Origin of the sequence: Achromobacter sp. SD115, assembly GCF_017355315.1 — a bacterium.
GTDB classification, from domain to species: domain Bacteria; phylum Pseudomonadota; class Gammaproteobacteria; order Burkholderiales; family Burkholderiaceae_B; genus Achromobacter; species Achromobacter xylosoxidans_B.
Genome location: NZ_JADIJM010000003.1, coordinates 276083 through 293913, shown reverse-complemented (window position 1 = coordinate 293913; position 17831 = coordinate 276083). Strand labels below are relative to the sequence as shown.

Genomic DNA, 17831 nt, shown 5'->3' with positions numbered 1-17831 from the left:
CCGCGCCCATTCCGATTTTGCCCCCTCTCTTGTGTGCATGTATGCAACGCTCCTATCTTTATGCCCCTTTGGTCGGCGCCGGACTGCTGACCGCCGCCATCGCCGCGCCCAGCGCCGCGGCCGACGTACCGCAATTGCCGTCGATCCAGGTCACGGCCGACGGCCAGCCCGATGACGGCCGCCTGCGGCCCATGGGGGTCACGCCGCCCGCCGCCTCGATCGATCACAACGTCACGCAAGCCGTCAGCGTGGTCGACAGCCAGGACATCGATCGGCTGAACACGATGAGCACGCTGGATCTGCTGGGCCGCGTGCCCAACGCTACCGTCAGCCGCAGCGGCGGCATCGCCGGCACGCTGTTCCTGCGCGGACTCAATACCAACGACATGCGGGTGCCGATGTTCATCGACGGCGACCGCTTCCGCGGCCGCAACACCTTGCAGTTCATGCTCATCAGTCCGACCGAGATCGAACAGGTCGAGGTGGTGCGCGGGCCGAACTCCTCGCGTTTCGGCAGCGACGGCCTGGGCGGGCTGGTCAACTTCGTGACCAAGCGGGCGCATGGCAATCTGAGTCAGCCCTTCGGGTTGAATGGCGGCGAAGCCTCGGTCACGTACAACACCAACGGCGATGGCGTGCAGAGCAATGTGGCGCTGGAAGGCGCCGGCGACGGCTTCGACCTGCGCGTCTACGCCACCGGACGCCGCGCCAGCAATTACGACAGCGCGGCGGGCGAAGTGCCCAACAGCGACTTCCGCGGCGCGGGCGGCGGCATCGTGCTGGGCTACATGCCCGACGCGCGCCAGCGCATCGAGGCCAGCGCGCGCGTGGCCTATGTGAAGGACGGTGCGGCCGGCACGGTGCCGCAATATCCCTTGAGCTACAGCCGCCGCGATCCGCTCAAGGTCAAGCAGGGCAGGCTGGCCTACAGCGGCGAGTTCGATGGCGTCATCAGCGCGCTCAAGGCCAGCGTCTATGTGAACGAGTTCGGCACCGTCATGGCCACGCACAACCAGACCAATCCGGCGCGCGTGGTGGATGCGCGCAGCAATGTGATCGGGCCGCTGGTGTGGGGCGGCAGCGTCGCGGCGACGGTGCCGTGGGCCGACACCAACACGACCTTCGGCCTGGACTTCATGCACGAACGCCGTCCCGGATCGGAATCGCGCAGCGACATCACCGTGCGCCGCCCCAACGGCACCAACACGACCACCAGCACGTCCTATGCCAAGACGGGCCCTGACCAGTACCAGACCAACGTCGGCGCATTCCTGACCACGGAATGGAAGCCCGCGCCGAAATGGACCGTTACGGCAGGCGGCCGCTTCGACTGGTTCAAGTCCGATGTGGGGCTGGAGCCCTTGCCCTCGCCCAATCTGCTGCCCGCGTTCCGCGCCGCGCAGAACAGCACCGAAACCGCCACCACCGGCAGCCTGGGGCTGGCCTACCGCGCTACCGAGGTGGTCGAATTGCTGGGCAGCGTGGGCAGCTCGTTCCGCATGCCGTGGACCTCGGAAATGTTCAGCAGCGGCTATACCGGAACCAGCTACACCATTCCGAACCCCGGCCTGAAGCCGGAACGCGGCGTCACCGTGGAAGCCGGCACCCGGCTGCACTTCGAGCAGGCCACCGTCGGCCTGACCGCCTTCCGCAGCAACTACAGCGACTTCCTGGAGAACGTCACCACCTCTTATGAAGGCCTGCCCGCCACGCAGCGCCGCAACGTCGGCCGGGCGCGGATCCAGGGCCTGGAGCTGGACTGGCGCTGGCAGCTGAGCCGCGAGGTCAATCTGTACGGCAACGCCAGCTACCTGCACGGCACCAACCGCACGACGGACACGCCGCTGCAATCGATCGCACCCTTCAGCGGCCTGCTGGGCGTGCAATACATGAGCCCCAACGAGGCCTATGCGCTCAGCGGCGAACTGCAGTGGGCCAAGGGCCAGAGCCGCTACGCCGAGCGCACCGAGTATCCGGCCGCGGGCTTCGGCGTCGTGAACCTGTACGCCCAGTTCCAGCTGGATCGCCTGGGGCTGCCGCAGGCCGGCAATACCCAGGTCGTGCTGGGCGTGAACAACCTGTTCGACCGCGCCTACCGCACGGCGGCGACCTCATCCAACGTGGCCTATGCCATGACCGATCTGAATCCGCTGCTGGAACCCGGCCGCAGCTTCAGCCTGACGCTGCGCACGCGCTTCTGAATCCGCCAGTCCACCTGGGCGCGCCCCGGCGCGTCCTTCAACCCTAGACCCATCTTTGCGCCAGCGGGCCGCCATGGCGGCGGCCCGCGACCGCGCACGACACGGAGATATTCCATGACTACCCCCGAACAACGCGCTTCCTCCTTGACCGTGACGGCCGAGGAGGGGCCGCTGCCCATCTGTTTCGACGCCGTCCAGGCCTACCATGGCCACGGGGCGCTGGCCATGCTGGCGCTGACCTTCCAGGGCTTGCGCGGCGCGCTGCCGAAGCTGGAGCAGGACGGCGTGCCGGCGCCGCGCAAGGAATTGTCCGTCATCAGCGGGCATCCCGGTCCGGGCGTGCGCGACGCGTTCGAATTCGTCACGCGCGCCGTCACGCGCGGCTGCTATACGGTGGACCTGACGCTGCCCGAAGCGCGCTACAGCCGCAGCGCGGACAAGTCGTACAGCTTCCATCTGCGCCGGGGCGCGCGCAGCGTCCAGGGCGTGCTGCGTCCCGGCGTGCTGCCGCCGGAATTCTTTGATTTGCTGGGAAATCCCGCGCCGGACGCGCAGCGCGTCCACGCCCAGTTGCGGCGCGACATCGCCGCGCGGGTCGTCGTCGCCGAACCGGAATCGTTGTTCGATTACTTCGTGACGGACAGCGAAAACTGAGGCGGCACGGGCGGCGGGCCGGGCGGGACTCCCGCCGTCCTACAGCGCCGCTTCCTGCGTCAGGGTCGAAATGAACGCGGCCGTGCGCGGGTCCGCAGGCTGGCTGAACAGCGTGCGCGAATCGCCGGACTCGACCACCGTGCCGTCCAGCAGGAACACCACCTCGCGCGACACGCTGGCCGCCAGGCGCAGGTCATGGGTGGCCATCAGCATGGTCATGCCTTCGGCGGCGAGCTGGCGCAGCACGTCCACCACTTCGGCCGCCAGGCCAGGGTCCAGCGCCGAGGTCGGCTCGTCGCACAACAGCACGCGCGGCGCGGGCGCCAGCGCGCGGGCGATGGCCACGCGCTGCTGCTGGCCGCCCGACAGGTTGGCGGGCCAGGCGTCGCGCTTTTCCAGCATGCCGACCTTGCGCAGCAGTTCCTCGGCGCGGGCGCGCGCACGGTCCAGCGGCCACTTCTGTACCGTCAGCAGGCCTTCCATGACGTTGCCGATGACGGTCTGGTGCGGGAACAGCTGGAAGTTCTGGAACACCATGCCGGTCTGCTTGCGCACGCGCTGGACCTGATCGCGCGAGAGCTTGCGGCCGGGCTCGAATTGCACGGTTTCCGGTCCGATCTCCAGCGTGCCGCGGTCCGGCACTTCCAGCAGGTTCACGCAGCGCAGCAGGGTGCTTTTGCCGCTGCCGGACGGACCGATCAGGGCGGTGACGCTGCCTTCGGCGATGCTCACGTCCACCTGCTTGAGCACGGGATTGCCGCCGAACGTCTTCTCTATCTTTTCCAGGCGGATCATCGGTTTTTCTCGTTAAAGACCGCATGCTGGCCGAAGCGCCGTTCCAGGCGGACCTGCGCGGCGGACAGCACGGAGCTGAACACCAGGTAGATCAGCGCGGCCTCGGTGTACAGGATCAGCGGTTCATAGGTGACGGCGGCGATGCGCTGCGCGGCCTGGAAGATCTCGGGCACGGTCAGCACCGCCGCCAGCGAGGTGTCCTTGACCAGCGCGATGAAGGAGTTGGACAGGGGCGGCACCGCCACCCGCGCCGCCTGTGGCAGGATGGTCCGGCGCAGCGCCTGCGCGCGCGTCATGCTCAGCGAATAGGCCGCTTCCCACTGGCCCTTGGTGATGGACTCGATGGCGCCGCGTATCACTTCCGAGTTGTACGCGCCGACGTTGAGGGTGAAGCCGATCAGCGCGGCGGGCAGCGGGTCCAGCACGATGCCGACGCTGGGCAGGCCGTAGAAGATCACGAACAGCTGCACCAGCAGCGGCGTGCCACGGATCAGCCAGACGTAGAAGCGCACCAGGGCCACCAGCGGCGCGGGGCCGAACAGGCGGATCAGCGCCACCACGAAGGCCAGCGCCAGGCCCAGCGCGAACGACATCAGCGTCAGCGGGACCGTGAACATCAGCCCCGCGTGCAGCAGGGGCCAGAACGAGTCCAGCATCAGCTGCACCCAGGCCGGTACCGCCCAGTTGCCGAGTTGCGCCAGCAGCCAGTCGGGCAGGACGGATTGCAGCCAGGGGGGTAGCGTCATGTGCGCTCCGCTCGTTTATTGCGCCGACAGGTCCGTGCCGAAGTACTTGACCGAGATGGTTTTGTAGGTGCCGTCCGCCTTGATGTCGGCCAGCGCCTTGTTGATGGCGGCCTGCAGCTCGGGGTTGCCCTTGCGGATCAGCACGCCCGAATTGCTGAATTCGGCGGTCTTGTCGGTGGCGGCGATCTTTACGCGGGCGTTGGGCTTCTGCTTCTTGAAGTCCAGGAACGACAGGTTGTCGTTCACGGTGGCCTCGACCCGGCCCGAGGTCAGCAGGTCGATGGCTTCATTGAAGCCCTGCACCGCGATCACTTCCGCGCCGTGCTGTTGCGCCAGCTTGCCGAAGTTGCTGGTCAGCGTGTTGGCGGACTTCTTGCCCTTGAGGTCGTCGAAGGACTTGATGCTGGTGTTGTCGTCCCGCACGATCAGCACGGCGGCCGACGAGATGTAGGGATCGGAAAAATCGTACTTGGCGCGGCGCGCGTCGGTGATGCCGACCTGGTTGATCACCGCGTCGTAGCGCTTGGCGTCCAGGCCAGCGATCAGGCCGTCCCACTTGCCTTCGACGAATTGCGGCTTGACGCCCAGGCGTTCGGCGATGGCGCGGCCGATGTCCACGTCAAACCCGGTAAGCTGCCCGGATGCGTCGTGGAAAGTGAAAGGGGCGTAGGTGCCTTCGGTGCCGATCTTGAACACGCCGGCGGATTTGATCTGGTCCAGTCCGGATTGGGCGTGGGCCGCGGACAAGGCGGCGACCTGGACCAGGCCGGCGACGAACAGCGTACGGAAGAGTTTCATGGCGGTGCTCCACGGATGGCAGATATCTCGGTGGAGAGCATCCGTGCCTGCAATGCCCTCCGGCGTAGCCGCACTCTAACAACGCGCCTATTTTTCCACAAAGCATAAGGAATAGTAAAAATATAGCTGCAAGTCATATGGCGATACCCATGCCCCGGCGCCCGGCGACCGGGGTTTATCCAGGCAGGACTTCGATGGAGAGCGGTGTGGAACAGCAATGGAACAGGCGGGCTTTCATGATGGCGGCCGCAGGCGCGGCGGCGGCAAGCGCAATGCCCGCCCAGGCCGCGGACGGCACGCGGCTGATGCCGGGCGGCGGCAGCATTACGCAAGTGGCGGGGTTGCGGGTGGGGCACTACACCGACACGCGCCGCCCGACGGGCTGTACCGTCATCATCGCCGAGGCCGGCGCGACCGCCGGGGTCGATGTGCGCGGCGCGGCGCCTGGCACGCGCGAAACCGATCTGCTCAATCCCGTGAACATGGTCGAAAAAGTGCACGCGGTGGTGCTGTCCGGCGGCAGCGCCTTCGGGCTGGACGCGGCCTCGGGCGTCATGCGCTATCTGGAAGAAAAGAAGATCGGCTTCGACGTGGGCGTGGCGCATGTGCCCATCGTGCCCTCGGCCATCCTGTTCGACCTGGGGGTGGGCGACGCCTCGATCCGGCCGGACGCGGCCGCGGGTTACCAGGCCTGCAAGTCGGCCACCGACGCCGCGCCGCAGGAGGGCAACGTGGGCGCCGGAGCCGGAGCGACAGTGGGCAAACTCTATGGCCCCAAGCGCGCCATGAAGGGCGGCATCGGCAGCGCGTCGCTGACGGTGGCGGGCGTGACCGTGGGCGCCATCGTCGCGGTCAATGCGGTGGGCGACGTGGTGGACCCGGCCACCGGACGCATCCTGGCCGGCGCGCGCACGCCTGACGGCAAGATGCTGCTGGATACCCGCGCCGCCATCCTGGCGGGCGACCTGCCCAAGTCCATGCGGCCGGGCACCGCCACCACCATCGGCCTGGTCGCGACGGACGCCAAACTCACCAAGGCGCAGGCGCAGAAGATCGCCGGCATGGCGCATGACGGCCTGGCCCGCACCATCAATCCCATCCACACCATGCTGGACGGCGACACCATCTTCGCGCTGGGTACCGGCACCTCTGGCAAGCCGGGCAACGTGATGCTGCTGGGCGTGATGGCGGCCGAAGCGATGGCGATCGCGGTGCAGCGCGCCATCCTGTCGGCGCGTGCGTTGGAAGGCTATCCGGCGGCGGTGGACTTCGTCGCCTGACGCCATGCCGTCCTGACCTCGGCTTGTCACACAACCGGGCCATCATAGGTGGCGCCGGCGCATGGCCGGCGGGTGGAGGGCGTGCATGTACAAGGGCGAACGATTCAACGGCGCGACGCACCTGGCCGGCCTGGCGCTCGCCGTGGCGGCCTCGGGCGCGCTGATCGCCCGTGCCGCCGAACTGAAGGTGGACACGCGGCAGGTCGTTGCCTGCGCCGTGTTCGCCGCGTCGATGATCGCGGTCTATGCCTCGTCGGTGCTGTTCCATTGCACCCGCGGTCGCCGCAAGGCGCTATGGGCCAAGGCCGACCATTGCGCGATCTACCTGCTGATCGCCGGCACCTACACGCCGCTGGCCTACGGGCCGGTGGAGCACGGCTGGGGCGCGGCCATGGGCGTGGCGATCTGGGCGTTGGCCGCGGTCGGCATCAGCCGCGAACTGTGGTGGGCGCGCGGCGCGGCGCCGGCCCTGCCGCTGTATCTGGCGATGGGCTGGCTGGGCGTGATGTTCGCCGCGCCGATCGCGGGCGCGCTGTCCGCGGCCGGACTGGCCTGGCTGCTGGCGGGCGCGGCGGTCTATACCGCCGGCACGCTGTTCTACGTCAACGACCAGCGCTGGCCGCACGCGCACGGCATCTGGCATCTGTTCGTCATGGGCGGCACGGCCTGCCACTTCGTGACGGTGTTCGGCTTCCTGAGGCTGAGTCCGGCCTGATCCGGGCCGTTTCCGGCGCCTGCAAATCCAGGCCTGGGCCGATTGGCGAGCCGGCGCTGCCGGTCTAGCGCCAGCTTGCCAGCGGCAGCATGCCGCCGCGGTTCTTCACTTTGCGCATGACGATATGCGAGGACAGATTCCGCACGCCCGGGATCTTGCTGAGCTTGTCTTCGACGAACAGTGAGAACGCCTTCAGATTGCGCGTGCTCACTGTCAGGATGTAGTTGGACGCGCCGGTCACGATGCTGGCCTCGGTGATCTCGTCATGCAGCGCGATGCCGGCCAGGAACTCCTCGTGCCAGCCCGGGCGCGACTGGTCCAGCGACACATGGACGATGGCCTCCAGCTCGAAACCCAGCTTTTCCGCGTCCAGCACGGCGCGATAGTTGCGGATCAGTCCGCTTTCCTCCAGCGCGCGCACCCGCCGCAGGCAGGCCGAGGGCGACAACGCCACCTGCTCGGCCAGGTCCTGGTTGCTGAGGTGGCCGTCTTCCTGCAGCCGGTACAGAATGCGCTGGTCTATCGCGTCGATTTGCATGGTGCAATCAAATTCCAAAAATATGGATTACGTGCAATTCAATGCGGAAACCTAGGGTATTCCGCGCCTGAGTTTGCAATTTATCAGCCCGATCGCGCTGATAGTATGTATCCAGAATATAGCCTCTTGGAGCAAAAAATGAACACCCGCGACGCCTGCGTGAACGCCGACCGCCAGGACCCCCTGGCGCCCCTCAAAGACCGTTTCGACCTGCCGCCCGGCGTGCTCTACATGGATGGCAATTCCCTGGGTGTGCTGCCCAAGGATGCCGCCGCCCGCGCCGCCGCCGTGATCGGCCAGGAATGGGGTACAGGCCTGATCCGTAGCTGGAACACCGCCGGCTGGTTCGAACTGCCCGCCCGCCTGGGTGACAAGCTGGGCCGCCTGCTGGGCGCGCGCGAAGGCGAGCTGGTCGTGACCGACACGACCTCGCTGAACATCTTCAAGGCGCTGGCCGCCGCCCTGCGCATCCAGCAGCACCAGCACCCGCAGCGCCGCGTCATCCTGTCCGAACGCGACAACTTCCCCACCGATCTCTACATGATCCAGGGCATGATCGACCTGCTGCAGCAGGGCTACGAAATGCGCCTGATCGACGACGAACTGCCCCTGGAAAAGGCGCTGGACGAGTCCGTGGCCGTGATGCTGCTGTCGCACGTGAACTACCGCAGCGGCCAGATGCACGACATGGCCGCCGTGACCGCGCTGGCGCATGAGCGCGGCGCGCTGGCCATCTGGGACCTGGCGCACGCCGCGGGCGCGGTGCCGGTGGACCTGAACGGCGCCAACGCCGACTTCGCCGTGGGCTGCACCTATAAGTACCTGAACGGCGGTCCGGGCTCGCCCGCCTTCATCTGGGTGGCGCCGCGCCACACCAAGGACTTCTGGCAGCCGCTGTCCGGCTGGTGGGGCCACACGCGGCCGTTCGACATGGCCGTGGCCTACGAGCCGGCGGGCGGCGTGCGCCGCTATCTGTGCGGCACCCAACCCATCGTGTCGCTGTCGCTGGTGGAATGCGGTCTGGACGTGGCGCATGCCGCCGACATGGCCGAGGTGCGCAAGAAATCGCTGGCATTGGGCGATCTGTTCATCGCACTGGTCGAAGAGCGCTGCGCCGACCACCCCCTCACGCTGGTGACGCCGCGCAAGCACGCCGACCGCGGCAGCCACGTCAGTTTCCGCCATCCCAACGGTTTCGAGGTGATGCAGGCGCTGATCGGTCGCGGCGTGATCGGCGACTACCGCGAGCCCGAGGTGCTGCGCTTCGGCCTGACGCCGCTGTACTTCGGCTACGCCGACGTGTGGGACGCCGTCGACATCCTGAAGGACGTGCTGGATACGCGTTCCTGGGACAAGCCGGAATTCAAGCACCGCGCCGCCGTGACCTGAGCACCGCAACGCAACCGTATTGCGCGGGCCAGACCGGCCCTACATCCACAAAGAGAGCGCAGGACCTGGAGGAGACAATGCAACAACAGAAAGGATTCGGCCAGATCGCCGAACGCGAGCAGGGCTTGAAACGGCGGCTGACCTCGGGGCAGATGAGCATGATCGCCATCGGCGGCGCCATAGGCACGGGCCTGTTCCTGGGCAGCAAGTTCGCCATCGGTTTCGCCGGGCCCAGCGTCATCATCAGCTACGCCATCGGCGGCCTGATCACGCTGCTGCTGATGGGCTGCCTGGCGGAAATGACGGTGGCGCATTCCACCTCGGGCTCGTTCGGCGCCTACGCCGAGCACTACGTCGGCCCGCTGGCGGGCTTTCTGGTGCGCTATGCGTACTGGTCGTGCGTGGTGCTGGCGGTGGGCACGGAAGTCACCGCCGTGGCGGAATACATGAAGTTCTGGTTCCCGGACGTGCCAGGCTGGCAGTGGGTCTGCTTGTTCTCGGCGGTGCTGATCTTCATCAACGCCATGAGCGTCAAGACCTTCGGCACGGTCGAATACTGGTTCTCCACCATCAAGATCACCGCCATCGTGGCCTTCATCATCCTGGGCGCCTACGTGGTCTGGGGCAATCCGCAGTACGGCACGGCGCTGTACACCTTGCACGGCGGCTTCTTCCCGAACGGCGTCTGGGGCATGTGGATCGCCGTGGTCATCTCGATCTTCAGCTACCTCAGCGTGGAGATGATCGCGGTGGCGGCGGGCGAGGCCGAAGATCCCGAGCGCGCGGTCAAGCAGGCCTTCCGCGCCACCATCGTCCGGCTGGTGGTGTTCTACTTGCTGACGCTGGCGCTGATCCTGGCCATCGTGCCCTGGGACGAGGCCGGCAAGGGCGGCAGTCCCTTCGTCAAGGTGATGCAGGCGCTGGAGATTCCGGGGGCCGCGGGCGTCATCAACTTCATCGTGCTGGTGGCGGCGCTGTCGGCCATGAACAGCCAGCTGTACATCACCACCCGCATGATGTTCAGCCTGTCGCGCGCCGGCCATGCGCCGTCCGCCTTCGGCCGGCTGAGCCGCAACGGCACGCCGCTGAACGCCTTGCTGCTGTCGACCAGCGGCATCGCCATCGCCGCAGTGCTGAACGTGCTGTACCCCGAGACCTCGTTCACGCTGATGATGGCGATTTCGATGTTCGGGGCGCTGTTCACCTGGATGATGATCTTTGTCACCCACTATTGCTTTCGCCGCCGCTGGGCGCGCGAAGGCGGCGGCAAGCTGTCGTTCCGCATGCCGGGCTTTCCGGTGCTGACCCTGCTGGGCGCGGGGGCGATGCTGGCCATTCTGGCCACCACCTACTTCACCAGCGTCTTCAAGATGACGCTGGTGTTCGGCGTGCCGTTCCTGTTGGTGCTGGCGGTGCTGTACCAACTGCTGTTCCGCCGACGCGGCGAAGCCGTGGCGCTGACCCCGCGCGATCAGCGCTCCTGATGTTGCCGCGCCGGGTTCGGGCGCAAGCCTCAGGCCCCCATTTCATATGCGCGCTTCAGGCACTGGCCATGGCGGGCGCGTGCTGCTCCGCGGCCTGTTCCTGCGGCGCCGGCGCGAACACGCGCAGCCGGTGGCCGTCGGGGTCCAGCGCCACGAAGGTGCGGCCGAAATCCATGTCGGTGGGCGCTTGCAGGATGGGCAGGCCGCGCAGGCTCCAGTCCACATGGCGGCGGTCCAGCGCCTGCGCGTCGGGGACGGTGAACGCCAGCTCGGTCGCGCCGCCGCGGCCGGCGGCGGCCGGTTCCACGGTGTAGCGCGACCACAGGCCCAGCATCAGGCCGGAATCCAGCCTGAACAGCGCGAAGGTCGGGGAGCTTTCGACGGGCGGACGCTGCAGCAGGGCGCTATAGAACGCGGCGCTGGCGGCGGGCTTTTCGACGTAGAAAATGACGAAATTGGTGTCTGACATGATGCGCTCCGGGTGGTAGACGCGCTCATCTTAGACAGGGGTACTGTCAGTTTTTGGCAGTAGCTTGCATCAGCATTTCTTGGACGTATGTTCGATCGCGCGCCACTCCTTGAGCAGGGCATGCCGGCGCTTGGGATAGCGCGGGCCGGGCGTCAAGGTGGCGATGCGGTCGGTGCGGAAATGGCGGAAATCCTGGCGCAGTTCGCACCAGGCCATGACGATGCGCACACTATCGAAAAATCCCAGCGCGAACGGCCAGATCACCCGCGCGGAATCGGCGCCCTTGTCGTCGCGGTAGGTGATGTCGATTTTCTGTTCGCAGCGTATGGCGTGGCGGATCAGCGCCAGGTCCACCCGATCTATCACCCGCATCGAACTGGGGCCGACCAGCAGCGGTATCGCATCCAGTCCGTCGCGCAGCTCTCCCGGCAGCACCGCGCCGATCTTGGCCAAGGCATTGCTCGCGGCCTGCGCCAGGCGCGGGTCGGCGCGGTCCGCTACCCAGCGGGTGCCCAGCACCAATGCCTCGATCTCTTCGGTGCTGAACATCAGCGGCGGCAGCATGAAGCCGGGCCGCAGCACGTAGCCCACGCCCGGCTCGCCCTCGATCTCGGCGCCCTGCGCTTGCAGGGTGGCGATGTCGCGGTACAGCGTGCGGATGCTGACGCCGAGGTCGGCGGCCAACTGGCGGCCGCTGACGGGGCGGCGATGGCAGCGCAAGGTCTGCAGCAGGCCCAGGAGGCGTTCGGTGCGGGACATGGGACGGGCGGAGATGGCGGATCCATAATGCTGCCACGAAATGGCAGCATCAGGGGCCGCAGCGATCAGCGGATCGCGCTTTCATGCTGCGCGCCGCTCGTCGGTACGTTGGAACTTTATAGCGGGAACGGCGAGGCCGCTCCCGCAGCTGGCGTTTAGGACCCGACCTTCTTGCCCGTGGCCACGTCGATGGCCGAGCCGTCTTCCAGGCTGACGCGGTAGATCTCGCGCACCACGTTGCCGGCGAAGCCGATTTCGACGATGGAGACGTCCTTGAAGGTGGTGTTGATGCCGTCGGGCAGCACGGCGTTGAACTTGTCGGACTCCTGCTTCATGGCGTCCTGCAGGCGCGTGTCGTACAAGGCCATGCTGTAGACCAGCGTGGTGTGCGGGTTGTGCGCGCGCACTTCCTTGCCGTCCTGCATGATGTTCACGCCGCTCACGCCCATGGTCTTGACCAGGTCCTTTCCGGCATCGCCCATCTTGGCGTAGACCGGACCGGTGACGCGCGGCAGCGGGCCGTCGCGCAGCGGCGCCAGGGCGGCGGTGGCGACGGTGTTGTAGCGCATCATGTCTTCGAAGCCCTGGCCGCTCTTGACCACGCCCAGGTCCAGCCACCAGGGATGGCCCGCGCCCTTGGCGGCTTCGGTCGGATAGAAGTTCTTCAGCGTGACCTGCAGCGGGGCCGGCGGCTTGGGCAGGGCCTTCAACATGCGGGCGGGCGTTTGCGGGTCGGCGCTGTGGATGTGCACCACCGTCACGTGCGGCATGTTGGGCGTTTCGGCTTCGGTCTTCAGGCCCAGCTTGAGCAGGTCGGCCTTCAGCGTGGCGTTGATCTTGGCGTCCAGGATGGCATTGACGTCCTGGGGCAGGCGGTAGACCACGCCGTAGGTGGCCTTGTGCTCGCGGAATTCCGGTTTGTCCAGGGCGCTGTTGTCGATGGGGGCCGCGGCATGCGCGGCCGAGGCGGAGGCGAACAGGCCGAGGGCGGCCAGTTGGAAGACACGCTTGATCATGGAAATTCCTTTTGTTTGTGTAGGCCCGCGAGAGTCATCCGCAGTGTGGCCAGCGCGGATGTACTGCGTATTGCACCAAGCAAAAGAATTCCGATACCAGCCTGCGCATGCCCGATAGCTGGCGCCCGGCGGCTGATATCCGCCTACACCAGAAAGACGATGGCCACGATGGCGATGCCCAGCAGCAGGTTGATGCCGACCCAGCGGCGTATGCCGGCCATGGCCTGCCCGCCCTGCGGCCAGGCGGATGCGGCGACCGCCGCCCGCAGCTGCGGGTAGAGCACGAAGCGGATATAGGCGTAGATGGCCGTCATGACCAGGCCGCCCGAGGCCATGAGGGTCCAGCTGCGCGGCATGAAGAAGGCGCCGCCGGTCTGCGCCGCCTGGCTGGCTTCCTGGCCGATCATCGCCGCGCCGGTCGCCAGGATCAGCAGGATGGCCGCCAGCACGGCATTCAGGAACGGACCCAGCACCGACGCCATCAGCCGCAGCCGGACTGGCGGTTCCAACTGCGCGGCCGCCGGCCGCAGGAAACAGTGCGCGAACAGCATGCCCCCGACCCAGAGGATCACGGCCATCAGGTGGATGAATTTGAGCGCGGCGTAGAACATGGGGCAGGCCTGTAGGGAGGAATCCGTCCCCATCATATCCCCGTCAAGCGCGGCGCGCGGACTTGACCGGAATCATGGTTTTGCATTTAGAATGAGATTGATTTCTATTTGTGATTGTTAGTTCAGGGAGCCCCTCCGTGCCGAATCCCGCGGTCGCCGCCAGCGACAACGTCCACCTGTTGTACCGCGCTCACCATGGATGGCTGCACGGCTGGCTGCGCGCCAAGCTGGGCAACAGCTTCGACGCGGCCGACCTGGCTCAGGATACTTTCGTGCGGGTGCTGCGCCACCGCCATGAACTGGACGCTCTGCGCGAGCCGCGCGCCTATCTGACCACCATCGCCAAGCGCCTGCTGCTCAACCACCACCGGCGGCGCTCGGTGGAGCAGGCCTACCTGGAAGCCTTGGCGCTGATGCCAGAGGCCCTGGCGCCCTCGGCCGAGCAGCGCCTGATCATCCTGGAAACGCTGCAGGAAATCGACGAGATGCTGGCGGGGCTGTCGCTGCCGGCCCGCCAGGCATTCCTGATGGCGCAGCTGGAAGGGCTGAGCCATGGCGAGATCGCCGCCCGCCTCAACGTATCGCTGCGCACCGTCCACCGCTACATCGCCAAGGGATTCGAGCAATGCATCATGGCATCGATCTGAGCGCACCGGCCGAGGCGGCGCCCGAACTGCCCGCCGTCGAACGCAGTGTGGCGCGCGAGGCCGCGCGCTGGCTGCTGCGGCTGAGTTCCGGCCGCGCCACCGATGCCGACCAGCGCGCCTGTGCACTGTGGCGCGCCAGCAAGGCCGAGCACGAGCATGCCTGGCAGCGCGCGCAACGCGTGAACGATCGTTTCGGGCTGATTCCGGCGGCGCTGGGCATGGCGACCTTGAACCGGCCCGAACTCAGGAACCGCCGCGCCGCGCTCAAGACGCTGGTGGCGCTGGTGGTGGCCGGGCCCGTGGGCTGGGCCGCCTGGCGCGCCGATCCGCTGGACTGGACCGCGGACTATCGCAGCGCGCCGGGCGAGCGGCGCGAAGTGGCCTTGGCGGACGGCTCCACGCTGCTGCTGAACACGGCCAGCGCCGTCGACGTGATGTTCAGTTCCACCGCCCGCCTGCTGCGCCTGCGCGCGGGCGAGATCGCGGTGCACGCCGTGGCCGACACGGCGCCGCAGGCGCGCCCGTTCGTGGTGCGCACCAGCCTGGGCGATATCGAGGCGCAGGCCTCGCGCTTCTGTGTGCGCCAGGAAGGCGGGCTGTGCCGGGTCAGCGTGCAGGAAGGGCGGGTCCGCGTTGGCAGCGCCGCGCAGCCGCGCGGCCTGGTCAGCCTGGAGGCTGGCGAACAGAGCGGCCTGACGGCCGGGGGCGTGTCGCCGCCGTCTCCCGCCGATCCGCACGCCAGCGACTGGCAGCGCGGCGTGCTGTACGCCCAGCGCATGCGCCTGGACGCCTTCGCGGCGGAACTGGGCCGCTACCGCCCCGGCATTTTGCGTTGCGATCCCGAAGCCGCGCACCTGCGCATCTCGGGCGCGTTCCAGGTGCGCGACACCGATGCGGTCCTGGCGGCGCTGCCCGCGACCTTGCCGGTGCAGGTGCGCTACCGCACGCCGTACTGGGTGACGATCACCGCGCGCGCGGCCGCCGAGGCCTGAATCCGCGCTGTTACAAAAAACTGGAGGGCCAGCTGTCCGATTCGGATTTCACGAGGGTCATGGTCTGTAGAGGCAAACGAATGCCGACACCGTTTGGATCGAAAGGACGACCATGGCTTACCTATCCGCCAGCCGCGCAAGCGGCTCCCGACCCGCCCGAGGCCTGCAATGCCGCATGACCCGCATAGCTGCCGCCGTGCATGCCGCGCTGGCGCTGACCGCCTTGTCCGCCGCCTTGCTGCCTGCAAGCGGCGCATGGGCCCAGTCTGCGCAGCAGACGCAGGCGCGCGGCTATCGGATTCCGGCGGGCGCGCTGGCCGAGGCGCTGCCGCGCTTTGCCGACAGCGCGGGCGTGACCGTGCTGTTCGATGCGGCGCTGGTGGGACAGCGCCGTACGGCGGGTCTCGATGGCGTCTATTCCGTGAATGAAGGCTTCGCGCGCTTGCTGGCCGGCAGCGGCCTGGGCGTGCAGGAGCGCAGCGCCCGGGTCTATGTGCTGCAGGCGGTGACGGCCGCGGACGTGACGCAGCTGGCGCCGGTCCAGGTGGATGGCGACGGTGCGCCGGTCGCGCCAGCCTGGGAAACCAGCACCGACCGCAAGCGCCTGGACGACCTGCAAGTCAGGAACTGGAGCGACTTCGGCAAGCGCGCCGAACCCGGCGTGAATTTCAACCGCACGACCAACAGCATCAACATCCGCGGCCTGGACCAGGACCGCGTGCTGACGCGCGTGGACGGCATCCGCCTGCCGTGGCTGGACGACGGCGCGCGCGGCCTGAAGGGCGGCCTGGAGGCGGTGGACTTCAACAGCCTGTCGCGGCTGGACATCGTGCGCGGCGCCGACGCCAGCGGCGGCGGCTCCGGCGCGATTTCCGGGATCGCGGACCTGTACACGCTGCAGCCCTCGGACCTGCTGACCGACGGCAAGACCTTCGGCGCGTTGGCGAAGACCGACTACGACACGGCAGACAGCAGCTGGGGCGCCAATGCCGCCTTGGCGGGCCAGATCCACAGCAACACGTTCTGGCTGGTGCAGGCCGGCGTGCGCAACGGCCACGCATTGGACAACCGCGCCGACGTGGGCGGCTACGGCTCCAAGCGCAGCGAGCCCAGCCCGGAAGACTACGATCAGCGCAGCTTCCTGCTGAAATTGCAGCAGCGCGTCGAAGGCGGTCATCGCTTCGGCCTGACGGGCGAGTACTTCAAGCGCAATGCCGACATCGACAATATGTTCGAGCAGGGCGCGGGCACCAGCTATCTCTACGGCGAGAACAGCACGCGCAAGGAAACCGAGCGCCAGCGCGTGTCCTTCGACTACTCGTACAAGGCGCCCGGCGAGGGCAGCCTGATCGACACGGCCACCGCGGTCGTCTATTGGCAGCGCCTGCAGCTGGACAGCTCGCTGAGCGGCGTGCGCAGCGTCGATTCCCGCGCCTATGCCAGGCCCGGCGATCCCTACTATTACGGCTATCCCAGCGGCCCCTATGGCCGCAGCAATTCCATTCGCCAGACCATGTTCGGCGCCAATGCCGAAGTCACGAAACGCCTGGCCGGCGCGACCGTGTCGCAGCTCTGGACAGCGGGCGCGGAATGGTACGGCAACAAGACCGAGCAGTACTCCAGCGGCTACGACAATTGCCCCGCGATTCCCTCCGGCACGCCGGCGCCCATGGGCCCGCGCCTGTGCGACATGCTGCACACCAACCAGGCCGACGTGCCGCAGTCCAAGGGCAATCAATGGGCCCTGTGGGTGCAGGACGAATTCAGCTTCGCCGACGGCCGCTACACCATCATGCCGGCGTTGCGCTACGACCACTACGAGCAGAAGCCGCAGTCCACCGCCAGCTACGAAAGCAACCCGAACGCGGGCGCGCTGCCGCCATCCAACAGCGGTAGCCGTTTCTCCCCCAAGCTGCTGGCTACCTGGAAGGCCGCGGAAGAACTGAGCCTCTACGCCCAGTACGCCTACGGCTTCAAGGCGCCCAGCCCGACGCAGCTCTACACCAACTACGGCGGCCCCGGCACCTACCTGCGCGTGGGTAATCCCTATCTGAAGCCCGAAACCAGCAAGGGCTGGGAGCTGGGCGCCAAGATCGGTTCCGATTCCCTGGGCGGCGCGGTATCGTTGTTCGACAACCGCTACCAGAATTTCATCGATGGCGACGTGCCGCTGAACGCATCGTCGCCGCAGTGGCAGCCGGGCTGGGCCGGCCAGTATCCCTTGGGCGTGACCGGCAACGTCAACCGCGCCAAGGTGCGCATTTATGGCGCCGAAGCCAGCGCGCACTGGAAGTTCTCGCCGGGCTGGCGCACCTGGGGCTCGCTGGCGTGGGCCGTGGGCAAGGATGAAGGGACGGGGCAGTACCTGAACTCGGTGGCGCCGCTGAAGGCGGTGCTGGGCCTGGGCTACGGCCGCGACGTGTGGGGCGTGGACGCGATGCTGACCACCGCCCTGAAGCGCAACAAGGTCGAGTACCCCGAGCCCACGGCCACGGCGCGCAATGCCGACTTCCAGGCGCCCGGCTATGGCGTGGTGGACCTGATGGGCTACTGGCGGCCGGCCGCGGTGAAGGGGCTGCAGGTGCAGGCAGGCGTTTTCAACCTGTTCGACAAGAAGTACTGGGAGGCCATCAATGTGCCGACCGCCGGCGCCATCGCCATTCCGCGTCCGGTCGATTGGTACACGGAACCGGGACGCAGCCTGCGCGTCTCACTGACATACCAGTATTGATCCAGA

The 17831-nt window shown here is 67.4% G+C and carries 17 protein-coding genes; 9 read left to right on the top strand and 8 right to left on the bottom strand.

Translation table 11 applies throughout. The annotated features are described in order from the left end of the window. The first annotated feature begins 41 nt into the window (after positions 1 to 41). Positions 42 to 2201: a TonB-dependent receptor gene (locus IPU70_RS06070; RefSeq protein WP_207465765.1), complete on the top strand. Its 2160-nt coding sequence runs from the start codon at positions 42 to 44 to the stop codon at positions 2199 to 2201. A 114-nt stretch (positions 2202 to 2315) separates the two neighbouring features. After that, a complete protein-coding gene (locus IPU70_RS06065; RefSeq protein WP_207465764.1) occupies positions 2316 to 2855 on the top strand; it encodes a hypothetical protein in 540 nt (179 codons plus the stop codon). 39 nt (positions 2856 to 2894) lie between these two features. Here the strand turns inward: IPU70_RS06065 and IPU70_RS06060 are convergent, their stop codons facing one another. The 3 genes from IPU70_RS06060 to IPU70_RS06050 form a co-directional block, all read right to left on the bottom strand. Next, positions 2895 to 3650 (bottom strand): amino acid ABC transporter ATP-binding protein, encoded by a 756-nt coding sequence (locus tag IPU70_RS06060; protein WP_207465762.1) that lies wholly within the window; start codon positions 3648 to 3650, stop codon positions 2895 to 2897. Then, positions 3647 to 4306, bottom strand: a complete 660-nt coding sequence (locus IPU70_RS06055) for an amino acid ABC transporter permease (RefSeq protein WP_207465996.1) — start codon at positions 4304 to 4306, stop codon at positions 3647 to 3649. The genes IPU70_RS06060 and IPU70_RS06055 overlap by 4 nt, the downstream gene beginning before the upstream one ends. 105 nt (positions 4307 to 4411) lie before the next feature. Continuing rightward, the gene (locus IPU70_RS06050) at positions 4412 to 5194 is read right to left on the bottom strand and encodes an amino acid ABC transporter substrate-binding protein (RefSeq protein WP_207465760.1); all 783 of its coding nucleotides are present in this window, start codon (positions 5192 to 5194) and stop codon (positions 4412 to 4414) included. A gap of 194 nt (positions 5195 to 5388) precedes the next feature. On the opposite strand from IPU70_RS06050, the gene IPU70_RS06045 reads away from it, so the two are divergent. Together IPU70_RS06045 and IPU70_RS06040 are read left to right on the top strand one after the other, a co-directional pair. Next, a complete protein-coding gene (locus tag IPU70_RS06045) occupies positions 5389 to 6474 on the top strand; it encodes a P1 family peptidase (protein ID WP_207465758.1) in 1086 nt (361 codons plus the stop codon). A gap of 85 nt (positions 6475 to 6559) precedes the next feature. Then, positions 6560 to 7189: a hemolysin III family protein gene (locus IPU70_RS06040; protein WP_207465756.1), complete on the top strand. Its 630-nt coding sequence runs from the start codon at positions 6560 to 6562 to the stop codon at positions 7187 to 7189. Between the two features lie 64 nt (positions 7190 to 7253). Here the strand turns inward: IPU70_RS06040 and IPU70_RS06035 are convergent, their stop codons facing one another. Further along, positions 7254 to 7727 (bottom strand): Lrp/AsnC family transcriptional regulator, encoded by a 474-nt coding sequence (locus IPU70_RS06035; RefSeq protein ID WP_013395867.1) that lies wholly within the window; start codon positions 7725 to 7727, stop codon positions 7254 to 7256. Between the two features lie 138 nt (positions 7728 to 7865). Between IPU70_RS06035 and kynU the strand changes: the two genes are divergently transcribed. Beyond that, the gene (gene kynU / locus IPU70_RS06030; protein ID WP_207465754.1) at positions 7866 to 9116 is read left to right on the top strand and encodes a kynureninase; all 1251 of its coding nucleotides are present in this window, start codon (positions 7866 to 7868) and stop codon (positions 9114 to 9116) included. Positions 9117 to 9193: 77 nt separating this feature from the next. Continuing rightward, the gene (locus tag IPU70_RS06025; protein WP_207465752.1) at positions 9194 to 10600 is read left to right on the top strand and encodes an amino acid permease; all 1407 of its coding nucleotides are present in this window, start codon (positions 9194 to 9196) and stop codon (positions 10598 to 10600) included. A gap of 55 nt (positions 10601 to 10655) precedes the next feature. Here the strand turns inward: IPU70_RS06025 and IPU70_RS06020 are convergent, their stop codons facing one another. The 4 genes from IPU70_RS06020 to IPU70_RS06005 all read right to left on the bottom strand — a co-directional run bounded on the left by IPU70_RS06020 (position 10656) and on the right by IPU70_RS06005 (position 13455). Beyond that, entirely contained in the window at positions 10656 to 11069 is a 414-nt protein-coding gene (locus IPU70_RS06020; RefSeq protein WP_013395864.1) for a VOC family protein, read from the bottom strand. Between the two features lie 69 nt (positions 11070 to 11138). Next, on the bottom strand, positions 11139 to 11828 hold the full coding sequence (locus tag IPU70_RS06015; protein WP_207465750.1) for a YafY family protein: 690 nt from the start codon (positions 11826 to 11828) through the stop codon (positions 11139 to 11141). Between the two features lie 155 nt (positions 11829 to 11983). Then, the gene (locus IPU70_RS06010; RefSeq protein ID WP_013395862.1) at positions 11984 to 12844 is read right to left on the bottom strand and encodes a hypothetical protein; all 861 of its coding nucleotides are present in this window, start codon (positions 12842 to 12844) and stop codon (positions 11984 to 11986) included. A 143-nt stretch (positions 12845 to 12987) separates the two neighbouring features. Further along, positions 12988 to 13455, bottom strand: coding sequence for a CopD family protein (locus IPU70_RS06005; RefSeq protein ID WP_013395861.1), 468 nt, complete (start codon positions 13453 to 13455; stop codon positions 12988 to 12990). A gap of 137 nt (positions 13456 to 13592) precedes the next feature. On the opposite strand from IPU70_RS06005, the gene IPU70_RS06000 reads away from it, so the two are divergent. The 3 genes from IPU70_RS06000 to IPU70_RS05990 all read left to right on the top strand — a co-directional run bounded on the left by IPU70_RS06000 (position 13593) and on the right by IPU70_RS05990 (position 17825). After that, positions 13593 to 14102: a sigma-70 family RNA polymerase sigma factor gene (locus tag IPU70_RS06000; RefSeq protein ID WP_207465748.1), complete on the top strand. Its 510-nt coding sequence runs from the start codon at positions 13593 to 13595 to the stop codon at positions 14100 to 14102. Continuing rightward, a complete protein-coding gene (locus IPU70_RS05995) occupies positions 14081 to 15094 on the top strand; it encodes a FecR domain-containing protein (RefSeq protein ID WP_207465745.1) in 1014 nt (337 codons plus the stop codon). Before IPU70_RS06000 ends, IPU70_RS05995 begins: the two co-directional genes overlap by 22 nt. Before the next feature lie 112 nt (positions 15095 to 15206). Continuing rightward, on the top strand, positions 15207 to 17825 hold the full coding sequence (locus tag IPU70_RS05990) for a TonB-dependent hemoglobin/transferrin/lactoferrin family receptor (RefSeq protein WP_371818869.1): 2619 nt from the start codon (positions 15207 to 15209) through the stop codon (positions 17823 to 17825). Positions 17826 to 17831 lie beyond the last annotated feature (6 nt).